The sequence below is a fragment of the Pseudomonas poae genome (assembly GCA_028869255.1).
Lineage (GTDB): Bacteria > Pseudomonadota > Gammaproteobacteria > Pseudomonadales > Pseudomonadaceae > Aquipseudomonas > Aquipseudomonas poae_C.
This window is the reverse complement of record CP110972.1, coordinates 6,587,068-6,605,459: the sequence shown is the minus strand read 5'-3', so window position 1 is coordinate 6,605,459 and position 18,392 is coordinate 6,587,068. Positions and strand designations below refer to the sequence as shown.

Below are 18,392 nucleotides of genomic sequence, written 5' to 3'. Positions count from 1 at the left end.
CGACTGACACAATGCATTCGCGAGCGAGCCCGCTCCCACATTTGATTTGCGTCGTTACCTATAGAACAACCGATACCCCACCTGCCCCACCGCCTCGTTGATCAACTGCCCGCTTTGCCACACCGACTTGAACTCCGGCATCCAGCCGCCCAGCGGTCGGGCATTGTCCACGCCCAGGAACCCCACCGGCGCGGGCACCACGGTGAAACCGGCTTTTTCAAAGCTCCACACCGAACGCGGCATGTGCGCGGCATGGGTTACCACCACTACACGCTTGATGCCTTCAGGCAGCAATATTTCGGCACTCATCTGGGCGTTTTCCCAGGTGGTGCGGCTGCGCTCTTCCTTCCAGCGTACCGCCACGCCAAAGTCGTCCTGCATCGACACCGCCATCAACTGCGCCTCACTGGGCGGCGTGTCGTAATGCAAGCCGCCGGTGGTCAACACCGGCAGCCCGGAAGCCTTGGCCAGGCGGGCGGCATAGCGCTGGCGCTCCAGGCCGATGCCCGTTGGCTGGTCAGTGCCCCAGGCCGGGTCACCGCGCTCCCTGCCCGAGCCCAACACCACAATCGCGTCGGCGCGCTGCGCCAGGGTGGACCAGTCTTCACGGGCCAGCGGCGGCTCGGTCTCCAGGGCTCGTGCGCCCCACTCAACCGCCACCGGCAGGCTGATCAGCCACATGCCGCCCAGCCCGAGGGCGAAGCAACAAGCGGCCAGCCGTGGGCGGCTGCGCCGAAACCACCAGGCAAGAGCCAGCAACAGCAAAAGAATGCCGGGCGGCAGGAGCAGTTGTTTAATGAAATAACGAATAGGCATCGGGCATCTCCATAGATGCCCGAAGCCTAAGGTTTAACGGGTTCAGCGACAATCTCCAGCGTGCGTCAGCATGACTTGGCGCGATGGTGCAGTTCAGGGGGGCAGTGAACTACTTGTAGCGGGCGGACCGGAGCTTTTCCGGGCCACGACCGGCCGACAAGTCCTTGAGCCACACCACCTTGGCTGAGTGCGCAGGTTCCCTGGTTGGCGGGGTTGCCACCCATGGAGGCGCACTGCGCCCTTTTTGTTGCAGATAAGCCTTGATCAGTTCCAGCTCCGCGCAGCTCAACCCGCGCAGTTCCAACTCCACAGGCCGTTCATCACACAATCGGCCCGCGGTTCTCGCTGCATCCAATGCACGACCCAATCGGTCGATCAGTCCTTCGTAGATATCCGGTTTCGTTGCGATTCGCTGCGATTCAACCATCCCCTCACCTCATTGAAGATATGACTCACTCCCCAATAAACAGCGTAGTCCCCGTGGCTGCACCTGCCTGGTGCCGCGACAGACGGCCCTTGCCGCGCAATCAGGGTTTCCCTCGATAGAGTGGGGTCATGTATGCTACGGCGCTTCCTGTAACTCCACTTCCCGCAGGGTTTGGGCACGGACGCGCCGCTTTTTGGTGTCGAACAACCTGAACGTTGCACCGAAGAGGATTAGGCCACCCCTATTCAGTTCAAAAGTAGCCATGCACGAACAATATCAGCCCCGTGAAATAGAAAATGCCGCCCAAACCTTCTGGGACGAGCAAAAGTCCTTTGAAGTCAGTGAACAGCCAGGCAAGGAGACTTACTACTGCCTATCGATGTTCCCTTACCCCAGCGGCAAGCTACACATGGGGCACGTGCGCAACTACACCATCGGTGACGTCATCTCGCGCTACCAGCGCATGCTCGGCAAGAACGTCCTGCAACCCATGGGTTGGGACGCCTTCGGCATGCCGGCGGAAAACGCCGCGATGAAAAACAACGTGGCCCCCGCCAAGTGGACCTACGAAAACATCGCCTACATGAAGACCCAGCTGCGCAGCCTGGGCCTGGCGGTGGACTGGTCCCGCGAAGTGACCACCTGCAAGCCGGATTACTACCGCTGGGAACAATGGCTGTTCACTCGCCTGTTCGAAAAAGGCGTGATCTACAAGAAAAGCGGCACCGTGAACTGGGACCCGATCGACCAGACCGTCCTGGCCAACGAGCAGGTGATCGACGGTCGCGGCTGGCGTTCCGGCGCGCTGATCGAAAAGCGCGAAATCCCGATGTACTACTTCAAGATCACGGCCTACGCCGATGAGCTCCTGTCGAGCCTCGACGACCTGCCGGGTTGGCCTGAACAGGTCAAGACCATGCAGCGCAACTGGATCGGCAAATCCAAGGGCATGGAAGTGCAGTTCCCGTACAACGTCGATTCGATCGGCGAAGCGGGCGCACTCAAGGTCTTCACCACCCGTGCGGATACCCTGATGGGCGCGACTTACGTCGCCGTGGCCGCCGAACACCCGCTGGCTACTCAGGCCGCACAGAACAACCCTGAGCTGCAGGCGTTCATCGCCGAATGCAAAGGCGGCAGCGTGGCCGAAGCCGACGTTGCCACCCAAGAGAAAAAGGCCTGCCGACCGGCCTGTTCGTCGAGCACCCGCTGACCGGTGAAAAACTGCCGGTGTGGGTCGCCAACTATGTGCTGATGCACTACGGCGATGGCGCCGTAATGGCAGTCCCCGCTCACGACGAGCGCGATTTCGAATTCGCCACCAAGTACAGCCTGCCGATCAAATCGGTAGTACGCACCAGCTCGGGCGACACCCACCCGGCCCCGTGGCAGGACGCCTATGGCGAGCACGGCACGCTGATCAATTCCGGCGAGTTCGACGGCCTGGATTTCCAGGGCGCCTTCGACGCGATCGAAGTCGCGCTGATCAAGAAGAACCTGGGCGCCTCGCGCACCCAGTTCCGCCTGCGCGATTGGGGCATCAGCCGCCAGCGCTACTGGGGCTGCCCGATCCCGATCATCCACTGCGAAAGCTGTGGCGACGTGCCAGTACCAGAAGACCAACTGCCGGTCGTGTTGCCGGAAGACGTGGTGCCGGATGGCGCCGGTTCGCCGCTGGCGCGCATGCCCGAGTTCTATGAGTGCAGCTGCCCGAAATGCGGCGCACCGGCCAAGCGTGAAACCGACACCATGGACACCTTCGTCGAGTCCTCGTGGTACTACGCCCGTTACGCCTCGCCGCACTATGAAGGTGGGCTGGTGGAAAAATCCGCAGCCGACCACTGGTTGCCGGTGGATCAGTACATCGGTGGTATCGAACACGCCATTCTTCACCTGCTGTACGCTCGCTTCTTCCACAAACTGATGCGCGACGAAGGCCTGGTGAGCTCCGATGAGCCGTTCAAGAACCTGCTGACCCAGGGCATGGTGGTTGCCGAAACCTACTACCGCCGCGAAGCCAATGGCGCCTACACCTGGTTCAACCCGGCCGACGTCGAGCTTGAGCGCGACAGCAAAGCCAAGGTCATCAGCGCCAAGCTGATCGCCGACGGCCTGCCGGTGGAAATCGGCGGCACCGAGAAGATGGCCAAGTCCAAGAACAACGGCGTCGACCCTCAGTCGATGATCGACCAGTTCGGCGCCGATACCTGCCGCCTGTTCATGATGTTCGCCTCGCCGCCCGACATGAGCGCCGAATGGTCCGACTCCGGCGTCGAAGGCTCGCACCGTTTCCTCAAGCGCGTCTGGCGCCTGGCGCACGCGCATGTCAGCCAGGGCCTGCCGGGCAAACTGGATGTGGCAGCCTTGAGCGACGAGCAGAAAGTCATTCGCCGCAGCACCCACCTGGCCATCAAGCAAGCCGGCCAGGACGTGGGCCAGCACCATAAGTTCAACACCGCCGTCGCCCAGGTGATGACGCTGATGAACGTGCTGGAAAAAGCGCCGCAAGCCACCGAACAGGATCGTGCACTGGTACAGGAAGGCCTGGAAACGGTCGTGCTGCTGCTGGCTCCGATCACTCCGCACATCAGCCACGATCTGTGGAACCGTCTGGGCCATAGCGGCGCGGTCATCGATGCGCGCTGGCCGGTGCAGGATGACAGCGCCCTGGTCCAGGACACGCTGCAACTGGTGATCCAGGTCAACGGTAAACTGCGTGGTCAGATCGACATGCCGGCCACCGCCAGCCGTGAAGACGTAGAAGCGGCGGCACGTATCAACGAAAACGTGCTGCGCTTTACCGAAGGCCTGACGATCCGCAAAGTGATCGTGGTGCCTGGCAAACTGGTCAATATCGTCGCTAGCTAATCGGATCGGGTGCAGGGCTTGAGCCCTGCGCCGAACAAAGCCTTCAGGGCCTCGATAAGGCCCACATGGTTTCAAGGGGAGCAACAAAATGATCAAACGCAATTTGCTGGTGATGGGCCTTGCTGTGCTGCTGAGCGCTTGCGGCTTCCAGCTGCGCGGTACCGGCACCACCGACCTGACGATCAAGGAACTGGACGTCAGCGCCCGCGACGCCTACAGCGACACCGTGACCCAGCTGCGTCAGGTTCTGCAGAACAGCGGCGTTCACGTCTACACCGGCGCGACCTACAAGCTGTTCCTGGCCGACGAAAAAGAAACCCAGCGCAACCTGAGCTACGCCAGCGCCGGCCGTGCGTCCGATATCGAACTGAGCACTGTGCTCAGCTTTGAAGTTCAGGGCCGCGATCACCTGCCGTTGATGGGTGACCACATCCAGAGTGCAGAAAATTGTGAGCCACGACGGCAACAACCTGGTGGGTTCGGACTCCGAAATCACCCAGGTCCGCAAGGAAATGCGTCGCGAGCTGGTACAGCGCATGGTTCTGCGCCTGTCGATGGTGACCCCGGAACAACTCGAGACCTTGCAGCAACGTGCTGACGCCAAGGCCAAGGCCGATGCCGACGCGCTGAAAGCCGCACAGGAATACGAAAACAACACGCCGAAACAGTCGCCTGTTGAAGTACCTGTCGAGTAAGCCAGACGGGCGCCCCCGGCGCCCCGTTCGCCCTGCCTATGAAACTCGCCCCCGCCCAACTCGCCAAACACCTGCAAGGTGGCCTCGCGCCTGTCTACATCGTCAGCGGTGATGACCCGCTGCTGTGTCAGGAAGCCGCCGACGCCATTCGCAGCGCCGCACGCCAGCAAGGCTTCGATGAACGCCAGGTGTTCAGCGCCGACGCCAGTTTCGACTGGGGTACGCTGCTGCAAGCCGGCGCGAGCATGTCGTTGTTTGCCGAAAAGCGCCTGCTGGAACTGCGCCTGCCTTCGGGCAAGCCGGGTGACAAAGGCGCCGCGGCCCTGATGGAATACTGCTCGCGACCAGCCGAAGACACGGTATTGCTGATCAGCCTGCCCAAGCTCGACGGCAGCGCGCAGAAAACCAAATGGGGCAAGGCCCTGGTGGAAGGGGCACACACCCAGTTCATCCAGATCTGGCCGGTGGACAGCAACCAATTGCCGCAGTGGATTCGCCAGCGCCTGTCCCAAGCGGGGCTGTCGGCCACTCAGGACGCGGTGGAGCTGATCGCCGCCAGGGTCGAAGGTAACTTGCTGGCCGCCGCCCAGGAGATCGAAAAGCTCAAGCTGATGGCCGAAGACGGGCAAATTACCGTCGAGACCGTCCAGAGCGCCGTGGCCGACAGTGCACGTTTTGACGTGTTCGGGCTGGTGGATGCGATCCTCAATGGCGAACCGGCTCACGCCCTGCGCATGCTTGAGGGCCTGCGCGGCGAAGGCGTTGAGCCGCCGGTGATTCTCTGGGCCCTGGCCCGGGAGCTGCGGGTGCTGGCCAATATTGCCCTGCAATACAGCCAGGGCACCCCGCTGGATAAAGCCTTCAGCCAGGCCAGGCCACCCGTGTGGGACAAGCGCAAACCGCTGATGAGCAAAGCCCTGCAACGGCACTCGGCGCAACGCTGGGCGCAACTGTTGCTGGAAGCGCAGCGTATTGATGCGCAGATCAAAGGCCAGGCGGCCGGCTCACCGTGGATGAGCTTGAGCCGTTTGTCGCTTTTGATGGCCGGCCAACGCCTGACATTGCCTGCCGAATAACACCGCATTCCCCTGTGGGAGCTGGCTTGCCTGCGATAGCGTTTTATCCGTGTTAAAGAGGCAAGCTGACCCTGCGCTATCGCAGGCAAGCCAGCTCCCACATTAACCGTGCTCACTTCAGATTGCGAAAGCGCCTACACATCGCCGGGCTTTACAGCGACGCAACTTCGGCAGATGATTTGCGCCGCTGCATCCCACCTTCAGAGAGCATTGACCATGAGCAAAAAGCCATCCAAGCATGGCCCCAACAAGGCCAAATCCATCATCGCCCAGCCACTGTTCCGCAGCCGTCAGGAACGCGCCGGCAAGGGCAAAGGCAGCTACCGCCGCGAAGCCTTCCAGTCTAATAGCTGGGAGGCTTCTTACTTTCTGGCTGCCTGAAGGCAAGCGCCCCTCTGGCATGATAAGGTCTGTTCCTGATTTGTAATCCCTGGACCTGTGCATGCCCTCTAGTCTTTCCCGTCGTTGGCACTTTCGCCAACTGATCGCTGCCTCCAGCCTCATTCTGCTAGTCGCCTGCGCGGAAAAACCCACCGCCGCCGACGCTCGACCCTTGCCGACGCTCCAGACCGCCCCGGTGGTAGCGCCCGCTGTCGTGGCCCCGCTGGCCGTGGACAACCTCGATATCCAACCGACCCAGACCTTTGCCGAATGGCAGGCGGGCTTTCGTGTGCAAGCCCTGCAGGCCGGCATCACCGCGGCGGTGTTCGATAACGCCTTCGCCAATGTCACCCCCGACATGGCGGTAATCCGCGCTGACCGCAGCCAGCCGGAGTTTTCCCGCCCGGTGTGGGAGTACCTCGACGGCGCGCTGTCGCCGCTGCGCGTACGCAATGGCCAGGCGCTGCTGATCAAGTACGCCGACATCCTGCAAAGCATCGAACAACGCTACGGCGTCGACCGCCAGGCGCTGGTCTCGGTGTGGGGCATGGAGAGTAACTTCGGCCAGTTCCAGGGCAATAACTCGGTGATCCGCTCCCTCGCGACCCTGGCCTACGAAGGCCGTCGCCCGGCCTTTGCCCAGGCGCAACTGCTCGCGGCGCTGCAGATCATCCAGCATGGCGATATCCAGGCCGACCAGATGAAAGGCTCCTGGGCCGGGGCCATGGGCCAGACCCAATTCATCCCGACCACCTACAACACCCACGCCGTGGACTTCGATGGCGACGGTCGCCGCGATATCTGGAACAGCCCGGCCGACGCCCTCGCCTCCACTGCGCACTACCTGCAAAGCTCCGGCTGGCAGAAAGGCCAGCCGTGGGGCTTTGAGGTCAAGCAATTGCCGGCGAACTTCGACTATGCCCTGGCCGATGGCAGCGTACGCAAGAGTGTGGCCGACTGGCTGAAACTCGGCATCCAACTGCCACCGGGCGCCAGCATGCCGCCGAACGTCGACCAACTGTCCGCCGCCCTGCTGCTGCCGGCCGGCTACCGTGGCCCGGCATTCCTGGTGCTGGATAACTTCCGTGCCATCCTCAAGTACAACAACTCGTCATCCTATGCATTGGCCGTGGGCCTGCTGTCGGAACGCTTTGGTGGCGGTGGGGTCATTCGCGGCGATTGGCCGAAAGATGAGCTGCCGCTGAGTCGCTCCCAGCGCATTGATCTGCAGACGGCGCTGAGCGCCAATGGCTATGACGCGGGCAACCCGGACGGGATCATCGGCGCCAATACGCGCAAGGCGATTCGTGCGGCGCAACAAGCACTGGGCTGGCCGGCGGATGGGTATCCGACGGTGAAGTTGCTGGAGTCGTTGCAGAACCGCTGATTGGCAGGCCGCTATTGTGGCGAGCGGGCTTGCCCGCGTTGGGCCGCGAAGCGGCCCCAATCAATAGAGCCAACACGACCTTCTTGAAAGAATTCGGTGTCCGGTTTTAGGGCTGCTTCGCAACCCAACGCGGGCAAGCCCGCTCGCCACAGCCACTCAGCGCTGGTTTCAGGATTTGAACACCACATCCTGCTCCAACACCACCCGCTGCTCCCCCGCATCCAACCGCACCAACGCGCCCATCGGCAGCGTCAGGTTCGGGTCGCAATGCCCACTGCGCCAGCCGGACAGCACCGGAATGCACAACGGCGCAAACGTCTGCTTCAGCAGGCGCTCCAGTGCGGCGTCATCCACACCCGCCACATCCCCCACCAACACACCGGCCACCTGGTCCAGCTTGCCCGCCAGACGCAAATGGGTCAGCAGACGGTCGATCCGGTAGATCGGCTCGTTGACGTCCTCGATAAACAGGATGATGCCGTCGGCGTCGATTTCATACTCGGTGCCCATCACCGCCGCGATCATCGACAAGTTGCCCCCCAGCAACCGCCCACAGGCGATGCCAGGTTCAATCGTGGTCAACGGGTAGGCCACCGGGTGCGCCAACACGCTGCCGGCGCCCAGCTGGCCGCGCAGCAGGCTGAACAAAGCGGACTCAGTAGGCGGCTGCTTGTCGCCCAACAGGTCGGCGTTCAGCATCGGCCCGTGAAAGGTCACAAAACCGGCGTAGCGGCTGATCGCCAGGTGCAAGGCGGTGATGTCGCTGTAGCCTACGAACGGCTTGGGGTTGGCGCGCAGCAGGTCGAAGTCCAGGCTATCGAGCAGGCGTGGCGTACCGTAGCCGCCGCGCAGGCAGAAAATGGCATCGATTTCGGGGTCGGCAAAGGCGGCGTGAAGGTCACGCAGGCGCACCTTGTCGCTGCCCGCGAGGTAGCCGTCGCGTTCGTATACACCTGGGAAAATCCGTAGCTCGTAGCCACGTGCGCGCATCCATTGCCCGGCTTTTTCCACCTCCAGCGCGGCAGGGCCGGCAGGGGCGATCAAGCCAATGATGCCTTCGGGGCGAAGTGCAGGTACCGCGGCTGCGAGTTGAGTTGTCATCCATGGGTCTCCCTGTATCACGCGGAACGAAATGTGGGAGCTGGACCCTGTGGGAGCTGGCTTGCCTGCGATAGCATCACCTCGGTTTGGCTGAAAACCGAGGCGTCTGCATCGCAGGCAAGCCAGCTCCCACACAAGCCAGCTCCCACATTGGATCTGCAGTGTTACGCAGATTTATTACGAAACCAGGCTTGCCTTGACCAGCTTGGCCTGTTCGTCGGCGTGATACGAAGAACGTACCAGCGGGCCCGACGCCACGTTCTTGAAGCCCATCTTGTAGCCTTCTTCGGCGAACCAGGCGAAGGTGTCCGGGTGCACGAAACGCTGCACCGGCAAATGGCTGCGGGACGGCTGCAGGTACTGGCCCAGGGTCAGCATGTCGATGTCGTGTTCGCGCATGCGCTTCATGACTTCGATCACTTCTTCGTCGGTTTCGCCCAAGCCCAGCATCAGGCCGGATTTGGTCGGAATGTGCGGCATCATCTGCTTGAATTTCTGCAGCAGGGTCAGCGACCACTGGTAGTCCGAACCCGGGCGCGCCGCCTTGTACAGGCGCGGCACGGTTTCCAGGTTGTGGTTGAACACATCCGGCGGCTCGGCGGCGGTGATTTCCAGCGCCACGTCCATACGGCCACGGTAGTCCGGGACCAGGGTTTCAAGCATCACATTCGGCGACAGTTTGCGGATCTCGCGGATGCAGTCGGCAAAGTGCTGGGCACCGCCGTCGCGCAGGTCGTCGCGGTCTACCGAGGTAATCACTACGTATTTGAGTTTCAGGTCGGCGATGGCGATGGCCAGACTTTCCGGCTCGTTGACATCCAGTGGCTTCGGCCGGCCGTGGCCAACGTCGCAGAATGGGCAACGACGGGTGCAGATGTCACCCATGATCATGAAGGTCGCGGTGCCGCCGGAGAAGCACTCGCCCAGGTTCGGGCAGGAGGCTTCTTCGCACACGCTGTGCAGCTTGTGTTTGCGCAGCAGGGCCTTGATACGGTCGACTTCCGGCGAAACCGGAATGCGCACGCGGATCCAGTCAGGCTTTTTCGGCAGTTCGGTGGTCGGGATGATCTTGACCGGGATGCGTGCAACCTTCTCGGCGCCGCGCAGCTTGACGCCGGCTTCCACCTTGGCACGCGGGGCCGGGGCCGGACGCTCGGTGATGTCCAGCGTCGGGATCATGGTTTGCACTGCATCAGTAGTCATAATCAGTCGATTCCGCCCGTAAGGGTCGTCTGCTCAGCATAGTCGAGGTGTTTGACGAGCTGCGCACGCAGCCGGGCACTTACCTCGGCAAATTTAATCGGTGTGGCGTGGTCGCTCAGTTGGGTCATCGCCAACCCGGCGTAACCACAGGGGTTGATCCGTCGGAACGGCGCCAGGTCCATGTCTACGTTCAAGGCCAGGCCATGAAAGGAGCAACCGTGGCGAATCCGTAAGCCGAGGGACGCGATTTTCGCGCCGTCCACATACACACCGGGTGCATCGGGCATGGCCGCGGCGCTCACGCCGTAACTGGCCAACAGCTCGATCAGGCAAGCCTCCATGCGGCTCACCAGGTCGCGTACGCCAAACCCAAGCTTGCGTACATCCAGCAGCAAGTAAGCCACCAGTTGACCGGGGCCATGGTAAGTCACTTGGCCACCTCGGTCGACCTGCACCACCGGAATATCCCCCGGCAGCAGCAGATGTTCAGCCTTGCCGGCCTGGCCCTGGGTGAAGACCGGCGGGTGTTCCACCAGCCAGATTTCATCCGGGGCCGAGTTGCCACGTTCATTGGTGAACCGCTGCATGGCATGCCAGACGGGCTCATAGGCCATCTGGCCGAGCTCGCGAAAGCCCAGGACCTCAGACATCACAGCACCATGTGCACGAAGCCGGTGGCCCGCAGTTCACTGTTGATGTTGTAGAGCTGGTCCTGATCCGTCGCAACGATGTGCAACTGGATCGTGGTGTATTTGCCGGTGGAGCTTTGACGCTCATCCACGCGGTTGTCGTTGATCGTCGCGTATTTGCGCACGATTTCGAGAATCTTGTCCTTGCGGCCCACGCCGGTATCGCTGATCACCTTGACGGGATAATCCGTCACTGGGAATTCGATCTTTGGCGCCTTTACTTCTACTTCTTTATCGGTCATGGCGTAACGGCCTCGTAAGCGTAAGCCGTGGCGACGGGCAAAGCCCCGCGTCGGATCAACGCGGGGCTTTGCAGGTGCACACTATCAGTTGAACAAGCTGTAGAAGAATAGACGGATGCTATCCCACACGCGGCGGAAGATACCACCTTCGTCGACGGCGTCCAGCGCGATCAGGTCGGCGCTGTGCACCACCTTGTCGTCCAGTTTCACTTCGACTTTACCGATCACGTCGCCCTTGGCGATAGGTGCAACCAGTTGCGGGTTCATGGTCATGCTGGCAGCGAGCTTTTTCAGCTGGCCTTTAGGCATGGTCAGGGTCAGGTCTTCAGCCAGGCCGGCCTTGACTTGCGAGGTTGCGCCTTTCCACACCGGCGCAGTCGCCAGCTCGGCACCCTTCTGATAGAAGGTCTGGGTTTCGAAGAAGCGGAAACCGTAGGTCAGCAGTTTTTGCGTCTCGGCCGCACGGGCCTGCTCGCTGTTGGTGCCGAAAACCACGGCAATCAGGCGCTGGCCATCACGTACGGCGGACGACACCATGCAGTAGCCGGCTTCTTCGGTGTGGCCGGTTTTCAGACCGTCGACGGTCTTGTCGCGCCACAGCAACAGGTTACGGTTAGGCTGCTTGATGTTGTTCCAGAAGAACTCCTTCTGGGAGTAGATCGCGTAGTGCACCGGGTCAACGCGGATGATCGCGCGCGCCAGGATCGCCATGTCATGAGCCGACGAGTAGTGCTCAGGGTTTGGCAGGCCGGTCGGGTTCATGAAGTGGCTGTTGGTCATGCCCAGGTCGGCAACGGTTTTGTTCATCATGTCGGCGAACGCATCTTCGCTGCCGGCGATGTGCTCGGACAGCGCCACGCTGGCGTCGTTGCCGGACTGGATGATGATGCCGTGCAGCAGGTCGCTCACGGTCACTTGCGAACCGACCTTGATGAACATGCGCGAACCGCCGGTACGCCAGGCGTTTTCGCTGACGGTGACCGGGTCGTTTTCGCCGATCTGGCCGCGACGGATTTCCAGGGTCGCGATGTAGGCCGTCATCAGTTTGGTCAGGCTGGCCGGTGGCAGGCGCTGGTCACCGTTGTTCTCGACCAGCACGTTGCCGCTGGCGGCATCCATGAGGACCCAGGCCTTGGCAGCCAGTTGCGGGGAAGCCGGCACCATTTCAACCGCCCAGGCGGCCGGGGTGATGATCAGCGAAAGAAGCAGGCACGTGCGTTTGGCTAAGGTGGTGATGTTCATCCGTCTCTCGAAATTGCTTATGGAAACTTGCCCTCGCGGGCAAAACTTATTCAGACAGCCCGCTACCAGACTGTCACGTGTTCGGTTGCCCGCTCACCCCTTGCCCCTGGGTTTTTATTGTTCAACGAGCCAACAACCACGGCCCACGCCCGCATGCGGGCCTGAACCATCAATCCTTTATTATTCGGCGGTGACCACGCTGGGTTGCCCCAGGTTGGCCAGGCGCACGCTGTTCTGCACTTGCGCAACCTCGCTCGGCGAACCGATCGGGCCCATTCGCACGCGGTGCAGGGTTTGCTGGTTACGCACGATGGAGCTGATGAAGACCGGCGCGCTGACCATGCTGCTGAGCTTGGACCTTAACAGTTCTGCCGCGTCCGGGTTGGCGAAAGCGCCCACCTGCAGGTATTGCCCGCCCACTGTAGAGGCGCCAGGCGCTGCGTGCGGCACCACCACGGTGTCCGGTGCGTGCTGCGCCGGTGGTGGCGTCCACTGCTCGATCTTGCCGGCCGACGCGGTCACTTGCGGCTGCGGTGTTTGCGGCTCGTTAAGCATCAACGGCGCCGGTTTGCCACGCTGAGCCCAGTACTGCGCCGGGTCGATGCCTTCGACCTTGACCCGCGCAGTGCCGGTTTCGGCATAGCCGAGCTTCTTCGCGGCCGCGTAGGACAAGTCGATGATGCGATCCGAATAGAACGGCCCACGGTCATTGACCCGCAGGATCACCGTGCGATTGTTGTCCAGGTTGGTCACGCGCACATAGCTGGGCAGCGGCAAGGTCTTGTGGGCCGCGCTCATGCCGTACAGGTCATACACTTCGCCGTTGGCGGTGTTCTGGCCATGGAACTTGGTGCCGTACTCAGGACGCCGTGCCCGATTGCACGTAGGTCTTGGATTCCTGCAGCGGGAAGTAGGTCTTGCCCAACACGGTGTACGGGTTGGCCTTGTAGGCACCGGTGTGCAGGGTGGGCGTGGCATCCGGGATTTTCGACACGTCGACATCCCACCATGGCGCGCCGTCTTTGTGCGCACGGTTGATGTCCAGCCCCGGCTGGGAGCGAACCGCGGTGCCGCCGGACTTCTGCGCCGGCCCCCGGCTGGTGGAGCAACTGACAACCAGCAAGGACAACGCGGCAAACGCCACCAGCTTGAGCGGTTTATTGAACGGCGATGCCCGCATTACTTGTTGCCCCGTGCTTGGACCAGCATGTCTGACAGCTGATGCACGGCCATGGCGTACATCACACTGCGGTTATAACGCGTGATTGCGTAGAAATTCTTCAGGCCCATCCAGTATTCAGGGCCATTTTCGCCTTCCAAACGGAACGCCGTCACCGGCATATCGTCGCGTGGCGCATTCTGACTCGACCAGCCCAGCGCCCGCAACTCCCCGACCGTCTTGGCCGGCTCGATGCCTTGGGTCAGGCCCTCATCGGCGCGATCGCCGGTCACGTCGGCGCGAATCACCACCGGCTCGCCGGCCACCCAGCCGTGGCGCTTGAAGTAACTGGCTACGCTGCCGATGGCATCATCCGGGTTGCTCCAGATATTGATATGGCCGTCGCCGTCGAAATCCACTGCATAGGCGCGAAAGCTGCTCGGCATGAATTGCGGCAAGCCCATGGCACCGGCGTAGGACCCCTTGAGGGTCAGCGGGTCGACCTGCTCTTCGCGGGCCAGCAACAGGAATTCGCGCAGTTCCTTGCGGAAGAAGTCGGCACGCGGCGGGTAATCGAAGCCCAGGGTCGACAAGGCGTCGATCACCCGGTAACTGCCGGTATTGCGCCCGTAAAAGGTTTCAATGCCGATGATCGCGACGATAACCTGGGCCGGCACGCCGTATTCCTGCTCGGCGCGGGCCAACACGGCTTCGTGCTGGCGCCAGAAGTCCACACCCCGGGCCACGCGGGCATCGGTGAGGAACATCGGGCGGTATTCTTTCCACTGTTTGACGCGCTCGGCGGGGCGCGAGATCGCGTCGAGGATCGCCTGCTTGCGCTGGGCTTCGCGGAACACGCCCATCAGCTGTTCACCGGCAAAACCGTAGTCGCGGGTCATTTCACCGACAAATTCGGCGACCTGGGGTGAACCATCGTAGTCACCGGCCTGCGCCTCTTGCGTCGCGCCCAGCAGCCCAATCAGGCCCATCCAGGACGCGTGCCGAGTCGCCCAGCCGCGCATTACTTGCATTGACATCTTCACCTTATTCAAACCTGTGCGATCCATTTGCGATGCGTATGAATCGACATCAAAACCCCAAACGCTGACAGCAATGTCACCAGCGAAGTTCCGCCGTAGCTAATGAACGGCAACGGCACCCCAACCACCGGCAGCAGGCCACTGACCATACCGATGTTGACGAAAACGTAAACAAAAAAAGTCATGGTCAGGCTGCCGGCGAGCAATTTGCCGAACAGCGTCTGTGCCTGCGCGGTGATCACCAGGCCGCGACCAATCAACAGCAAATAGATCAGCAGCAGCGCGCAAATGCCCACCAGGCCGAACTCTTCGCCCATTACCGCAATAATGAAGTCGGTGTGGCTCTCGGGCAAAAAGTCCAGGTGCGACTGGGTGCCCAGTAACCAGCCCTTACCAAATACTCCGCCGGAACCGATGGCGGCCTTGGACTGGATGATGTTCCAGCCGGTGCCCAGCGGGTCGCTCTCGGGGTCGAGGAAGGTCAGGATCCGTTGCTTCTGGTAGTCGTGCATAAAGAAGAACCACATGGCCACGGCCACCGGCACGGCGGCGGCCAGCACGCTGAGGATCCAGCGCCAGCGCAAACCACCCATAAACAGCACGAATGCACCGCCCGCCAGAATCAGCAGCGAGGTGCCAAGGTCGGGCTGGCGCACGATCAGGATAAAGGGCACGCCGATCAATATGAGGCTGATCCCAACGTGCTTGAGCTGCGGCGGCAAGGTGCGTTTGGACAGGTACCAGGCGATGGTCGCGGGCATCAGGATCTTCATGAATTCCGACGGCTGGAAGCGAATCACCCCCGGAATATTGATCCAGCGGGTCGCGCCCATGGCGTTGTGGCCCATCACGTCCACCACCACCAGCAGCAACACCCCGGCGACATACCCGAGCGGCACCCAGCGCGCCATGAAACGCGGCTCCAGCTGGGCGATCACCACCATCGACAACAGGCCCAGGCCGAACGAGGACGCCTGCTTGATCAGCAGGTCCCAGTCCTTGCCGCTGGCCGAATACAGCACGAACAGGCTGCCGGCCGCCAGGGTCAGCAGCAGGATCAGCAACGGGCCATCAATGTGCATGCGCTGCAATAACGTCGCGCGGCGACGCATCACATCCTCGCTGGAGAGGATGCGGTCAAAATTACTCTTCACTGGCCGTAACCTCGGTGGTGCTTGAAGGGGGGCCGCCATATTCGGGCTTGAGCCTGCCGTCGTCGGCCAACAGCCAGGCGTCCATCACTTGGCGCACCACGGGCGCCGCGACGCCGGAGCCGGACTCGCCGTTTTCGACCATCACCGCGACCACGATTTTCGGGTCATCAGCCGGGGCAAAGCCGACAAACAAGGCGTGGTCACGGTGGCGCTCCTGAACCTTGGAGCGGTCGTATTTTTCGCCCTGCTTGATCGCGACCACCTGGGCCGTACCACTTTTGCCGGCAATCCGGTATTGCGCGCCGACCGCCGCCTTGCGTGCGGTACCCCGGGCACCATGCATCACTTGCTGCATGCCGTGATTGACCTTGGTCCAGTCGGACGGGTCGCGCAGCACAATGTCAGGAATCGGGTTTTCATCCACAGGCCGCTCGCCTTCGACGGTCTTGGCCAAGTGCGGGCGGTTCCAGATACCTTTGTTGGCCACCAACGCCGTGGCCTGTGCCAGTTGCAATGGCGTGGCTTGCATATAACCCTGGCCAATCCCCAGGATCAGGGTTTCGCCCGGGAACCACGCCTGCCGGCGGGTCGCACGCTTCCATTCGCGCGACGGCATCAGGCCAGGGGATTCTTCGAACATGTCCAGGGAGACTTTCTGCCCCAGGCCGAACTTGCCCATATAGGCAGACAAGCGGTCGATACCAAGCTTATGGGCCAGATCGTAAAAATAGGTGTCGTTGGAGCGCATGATCGCGGTGTCCAAATCGACATAGCCGTCACCGGTGCGGTTCCAGTTACGGTATTTGTGATCGTAGTTGGGCAGCATGTAGTAGCCCGGGTCGAACACACGGCTGGAGGCCGTGACCACGCCCGCGTCCAGGCCGGCAATCGCCACGGCCGGCTTGATGGTCGACCCCGGCGGATACAGGCCACGCAGCACCCGATTGAACAGCGGCCGGTCGATGGAATCACGCAGCTCGGCGTAAGCCTTGAAGCTGATCCCGGTCACGAACAGGTTGGGGTCGAAACTCGGCTGGCTGACCATCGCCAGCACTTCACCGGTTTTCGGGTCCAGTGCCACTACAGCGCCACGTCGACCGCCCAGGGCCATCTCGGCCGCTTCCTGCAACTTGATGTCCAGGCTTAGCACAATGTCTTTGCCAGGCACCGGGTCGGTCCGCTTGAGCACCCGCAACACGCGACCGCGGGCGTTGGTCTCGACCTCTTCGTAACCCACCTGGCCGTGGAGTTCGGGCTCGTAGAAACGCTCGATCCCGGTTTTGCCGATATGGTGGGTGCCGCTGTAGTTGACCGGATCGAGGCTTTTCAGCTCTTTCTCGTTGATGCGCCCCATATAGCCGACAGAGTGGGCAAAGTGCGGCCCTTGCGGGTAATGGCGCACCAACTGCGCCACCACTTCCACACCCGGCAGACGGAACTGGTTCACCGCGATCCGCGCGATCTGTTCTTCGGTCAGCTCGAACAGGATGGGCACCGGCTCGAAGGGCCGGCGCCCCTGCTTCATGCGCTTTTCGAAGATCACCCGGTCTTCAGGGGTCAGCTGCAGCACTTCGACGATCACATCGAGGATCTGCTGCCAGTCGCCGGAACGCTCGCGGGTCATGCTCAGGCTGAAGCTGGGCCGGTTATCCGCCACCACCACGCCATTGCGGTCGAAAATCAGCCCACGGGTCGGTGGAATCGGCTGCACATGCACCCGGTTGTTTTCCGACAGTGTGGAGTGATAGTCGTACTGGATCACCTGCAGGAAATACAGGCGCGCAATCAGCACGCCGATCAACCCGACCACCAGAAACGCACCAAATACCACGCGAGCGCGTACAAGACGTGCGTCTTTCTCGTGGTCCTTGATGCGGATCGGCTGGGTCATCGGGAGGGGCGCAGATTATTTGTGGTAAGGGTGCCCGGACAGAACTGTCCAGGCGCGATACAGCTGTTCACCGATCAGAATCCGTACCAACGGGTGCGGCAACGTCAGCGCCGACAACGACCAACGCTGATCTGCTCGCGCACAGACTTCCGGCGCCAGCCCTTCGGGGCCGCCGACCATGAAGTTGACCGTACGCGAATCCAGGCGCCAGCGATCCAGTTCCACCGCCAACTGCTCGGTGCTCCAGGGTTTGCCGTGCACTTCCAGGGTGACGATGCGCTCGTTGGGGCCGACCTTGGCCAGCATGGCTTCGCCTTCCTGACGGATAAAGCGCGCCACGTCGGCATTCTTGCCCCGGGTGTTGAGCGGTATCTCTACCAGTTCCAGCGAAAGCTCAGCGGGCAGACGCTTGGCATACTCGTGCCAGCCTTCTTCCACCCACTTGGGCATGCGTGAACCGACAGCAATCAGACGCAGGCGCACAGCCGTTCCTTATTCCTGGTCTTTGTTCAGCTTGTCGAAGTGCGCGTGGCCCACTTCCGGGCTGTGGTGCTTGCCATCAGCGGCACGGCTCTGCTCGGCGCCTTTCCACAGACGCTCCAGGTCGTAGAACTGGCGGGCGTTGGAGGTCATCATGTGAACGATCACGTCGTCCATGTCCAGCAGCACCCAATCGCTGTCGCCCTTGCCTTCTTCACCCAGTGGCTTCACGCCCTGGGCTTTGACGGCTTCGCGAACCTTGTCCAGCATCGCGCCGATCTGGCGGTTGGAGGTACCGGTGGCGATGATCATGAAGTCGGTGATGCTCTGCTTGTCGCGTACGTCCAGGACCTGGATGTCCTGGGCCTTCACGTCTTCCAGCGCAGCAACGGCAACTTTTACCAGCTCTTCACCGGCCAGTTCCGGGCCAACGTGGGCTTCGACCGGCAGTGGCGCGCTTTTGAACGTGCCTTTGCGTTTAACTTTGCTTACGTCTTTGTTCGTCATAAAAAACTCGTTTTGCTCATATGTTCGGGCGCTT

Annotated in this window: 15 protein-coding genes and 3 pseudogenes; 5 read left to right on the top strand and 13 right to left on the bottom strand. The window is 61.8% G+C overall.

Features of this window, described 5'->3' with window-relative positions:
- Window positions 1–54: 54 nt before the first annotated feature.
- Together LRS56_30080 and LRS56_30075 are read right to left on the bottom strand one after the other, a co-directional pair.
- Window positions 55–816 (bottom strand): YdcF family protein, encoded by a 762-nt coding sequence (locus LRS56_30080; protein WDU62877.1) that lies wholly within the window; start codon window positions 814–816, stop codon window positions 55–57.
- A 109-nt stretch (window positions 817–925) separates the two neighbouring features.
- Window positions 926–1,243, bottom strand: a complete 318-nt coding sequence (locus LRS56_30075; protein ID WDU62876.1) for a hypothetical protein — start codon at window positions 1,241–1,243, stop codon at window positions 926–928.
- Window positions 1,244–1,505: 262 nt separating this feature from the next.
- On the opposite strand from LRS56_30075, the pseudogene leuS reads away from it, so the two are divergent.
- From leuS to LRS56_30050, 5 genes and pseudogenes are all read left to right on the top strand, one after another.
- Window positions 1,506–4,111 (top strand): annotated as a pseudogene (gene leuS / locus LRS56_30070) (leucine--tRNA ligase).
- Window positions 4,112–4,199: 88 nt separating this feature from the next.
- Window positions 4,200–4,806, top strand: a pseudogene (lptE, locus tag LRS56_30065) (LPS assembly lipoprotein LptE).
- A 38-nt stretch (window positions 4,807–4,844) separates the two neighbouring features.
- Entirely contained in the window at window positions 4,845–5,882 is a 1,038-nt protein-coding gene (gene holA, locus LRS56_30060) for a DNA polymerase III subunit delta (protein ID WDU62875.1), read from the top strand.
- A 216-nt stretch (window positions 5,883–6,098) separates the two neighbouring features.
- Window positions 6,099–6,263, top strand: coding sequence for an alternative ribosome rescue factor ArfA (gene arfA / locus LRS56_30055; protein WDU62874.1), 165 nt, complete (start codon window positions 6,099–6,101; stop codon window positions 6,261–6,263).
- 61 nt (window positions 6,264–6,324) lie between these two features.
- The gene (locus LRS56_30050) at window positions 6,325–7,650 is read left to right on the top strand and encodes a lytic murein transglycosylase (protein WDU62873.1); all 1,326 of its coding nucleotides are present in this window, start codon (window positions 6,325–6,327) and stop codon (window positions 7,648–7,650) included.
- Between the two features lie 168 nt (window positions 7,651–7,818).
- Here LRS56_30050 and LRS56_30045 read toward each other — a convergent pair whose 3' ends face one another.
- The 11 genes and pseudogenes from LRS56_30045 to rsfS all read right to left on the bottom strand — a co-directional run bounded on the left by LRS56_30045 (window position 7,819) and on the right by rsfS (window position 18,358).
- A complete protein-coding gene (locus tag LRS56_30045; GenBank protein ID WDU62872.1) occupies window positions 7,819–8,751 on the bottom strand; it encodes an LD-carboxypeptidase in 933 nt (310 codons plus the stop codon).
- Between the two features lie 177 nt (window positions 8,752–8,928).
- Window positions 8,929–9,930 carry a lipoyl synthase gene (gene lipA, locus LRS56_30040; GenBank protein ID WDU65838.1) on the bottom strand — a complete coding sequence of 334 codons (1,002 nt, stop codon included), beginning with the start codon at window positions 9,928–9,930 and terminating at the stop codon, window positions 8,929–8,931.
- A gap of 26 nt (window positions 9,931–9,956) precedes the next feature.
- Window positions 9,957–10,604 (bottom strand): lipoyl(octanoyl) transferase LipB, encoded by a 648-nt coding sequence (gene lipB / locus LRS56_30035; protein WDU62871.1) that lies wholly within the window; start codon window positions 10,602–10,604, stop codon window positions 9,957–9,959.
- Entirely contained in the window at window positions 10,604–10,885 is a 282-nt protein-coding gene (locus LRS56_30030; GenBank protein WDU62870.1) for a DUF493 domain-containing protein, read from the bottom strand. The genes lipB and LRS56_30030 overlap by 1 nt, the downstream gene beginning before the upstream one ends.
- Before the next feature lie 84 nt (window positions 10,886–10,969).
- Window positions 10,970–12,127 (bottom strand): D-alanyl-D-alanine carboxypeptidase, encoded by a 1,158-nt coding sequence (locus tag LRS56_30025; protein WDU62869.1) that lies wholly within the window; start codon window positions 12,125–12,127, stop codon window positions 10,970–10,972.
- A gap of 180 nt (window positions 12,128–12,307) precedes the next feature.
- Window positions 12,308–13,307 (bottom strand): annotated as a pseudogene (locus tag LRS56_30020) (septal ring lytic transglycosylase RlpA family protein).
- Entirely contained in the window at window positions 13,307–14,317 is a 1,011-nt protein-coding gene (gene mltB / locus LRS56_30015; protein ID WDU62868.1) for a lytic murein transglycosylase B, read from the bottom strand. The pseudogene LRS56_30020 and the gene mltB overlap by 1 nt, the downstream one beginning before the upstream one ends.
- Before the next feature lie 17 nt (window positions 14,318–14,334).
- On the bottom strand, window positions 14,335–15,438 hold the full coding sequence (rodA, locus tag LRS56_30010; GenBank protein ID WDU65837.1) for a rod shape-determining protein RodA: 1,104 nt from the start codon (window positions 15,436–15,438) through the stop codon (window positions 14,335–14,337).
- A 31-nt stretch (window positions 15,439–15,469) separates the two neighbouring features.
- Window positions 15,470–17,371: a penicillin-binding protein 2 gene (gene mrdA / locus LRS56_30005; GenBank protein ID WDU62867.1), complete on the bottom strand. Its 1,902-nt coding sequence runs from the start codon at window positions 17,369–17,371 to the stop codon at window positions 15,470–15,472.
- A gap of 15 nt (window positions 17,372–17,386) precedes the next feature.
- Window positions 17,387–17,854: a 23S rRNA (pseudouridine(1915)-N(3))-methyltransferase RlmH gene (gene rlmH / locus LRS56_30000; protein WDU62866.1), complete on the bottom strand. Its 468-nt coding sequence runs from the start codon at window positions 17,852–17,854 to the stop codon at window positions 17,387–17,389.
- A gap of 9 nt (window positions 17,855–17,863) precedes the next feature.
- The gene (gene rsfS, locus LRS56_29995) at window positions 17,864–18,358 is read right to left on the bottom strand and encodes a ribosome silencing factor (protein ID WDU62865.1); all 495 of its coding nucleotides are present in this window, start codon (window positions 18,356–18,358) and stop codon (window positions 17,864–17,866) included.
- Window positions 18,359–18,392 lie beyond the last annotated feature (34 nt).

Coding starts and splice junctions, on each gene's coding strand:
- LRS56_30080 (WDU62877.1), bottom strand. CDS start 816: ATGCCTATTCGTTATTTCATTAAACAACTGCTCCTGCCGCCCGGCATT.
- LRS56_30075 (WDU62876.1), bottom strand. CDS start 1,243: ATGGTTGAATCGCAGCGAATCGCAACGAAACCGGATATCTACGAAGGA.
- holA (WDU62875.1), top strand. CDS start 4,845: ATGAAACTCGCCCCCGCCCAACTCGCCAAACACCTGCAAGGTGGCCTC.
- arfA (WDU62874.1), top strand. CDS start 6,099: ATGAGCAAAAAGCCATCCAAGCATGGCCCCAACAAGGCCAAATCCATC.
- LRS56_30050 (WDU62873.1), top strand. CDS start 6,325: ATGCCCTCTAGTCTTTCCCGTCGTTGGCACTTTCGCCAACTGATCGCT.
- LRS56_30045 (WDU62872.1), bottom strand. CDS start 8,751: ATGACAACTCAACTCGCAGCCGCGGTACCTGCACTTCGCCCCGAAGGC.
- lipA (WDU65838.1), bottom strand. CDS start 9,930: ATGATCCCGACGCTGGACATCACCGAGCGTCCGGCCCCGGCCCCGCGT.
- lipB (WDU62871.1), bottom strand. CDS start 10,604: ATGTCTGAGGTCCTGGGCTTTCGCGAGCTCGGCCAGATGGCCTATGAG.
- LRS56_30030 (WDU62870.1), bottom strand. CDS start 10,885: ATGACCGATAAAGAAGTAGAAGTAAAGGCGCCAAAGATCGAATTCCCA.
- LRS56_30025 (WDU62869.1), bottom strand. CDS start 12,127: ATGAACATCACCACCTTAGCCAAACGCACGTGCCTGCTTCTTTCGCTG.
- mltB (WDU62868.1), bottom strand. CDS start 14,317: ATGCAAGTAATGCGCGGCTGGGCGACTCGGCACGCGTCCTGGATGGGC.
- rodA (WDU65837.1), bottom strand. CDS start 15,438: ATGCGTCGCCGCGCGACGTTATTGCAGCGCATGCACATTGATGGCCCG.
- mrdA (WDU62867.1), bottom strand. CDS start 17,371: ATGACCCAGCCGATCCGCATCAAGGACCACGAGAAAGACGCACGTCTT.
- rsfS (WDU62865.1), bottom strand. CDS start 18,358: ATGACGAACAAAGACGTAAGCAAAGTTAAACGCAAAGGCACGTTCAAA.